Raw genomic sequence first — 459 nt, 5'->3', positions numbered from 1 at the left:
AATCTCATTCCATTTCTGCTTGTTCTTTTCTGTCATAATCTATTCTGTTTTAAAAGGTTAATTATTCAAGTTTTGCAAGTTCAGAAGTTAAAGGAGTTAAAGGAGTTATCGCTCCCTACGGTCGCTGAGGAGTTAAGACAATAGTCTTTTTGGCGTAGTTTTAAGCAGAAAGACATACGTCTTAACTCCTTAACTCCTTAACTCCTTAACTCCTTTAACTCCTGATATGCGAAAGTTCAGTCAATTATCCCATGTTACCGTCTCCGCTCTCACTGCCGCCGGTGGTTCCGGTCTGGTCACCAGAGGTTTCGCCACCCGTGGTTTCGCCGCCAGTAGTGCTGCCGCCTGTGGTGCTGCCGCCAGAAGAAGTATCGTCCTTGGCAGGCTTTTTCTTAGCCTCCTCAATGTCGAGGGTCTTGGCACCCTCCTTCTCAGCCTTGAGGGCAGCCTTCTGTACGG

At 47.1% G+C, this 459-nt stretch carries 1 pseudogene; it reads right to left on the bottom strand.

Annotation, left to right across the window (positions count from 1 at the left end):
• Positions 1-244: 244 nt before the first annotated feature.
• Positions 245-459: pseudogene (locus tag KSW37_RS15815) on the bottom strand (hypothetical protein); the annotation flags it as partial.

The organism is Segatella copri (assembly GCF_019127135.1).
Taxonomy (GTDB): Bacteria; Bacteroidota; Bacteroidia; order Bacteroidales; family Bacteroidaceae; genus Prevotella.
Note: the sequence above shows the minus strand (reverse complement) of the source record. Positions and strands in the feature narration are given on the sequence as shown.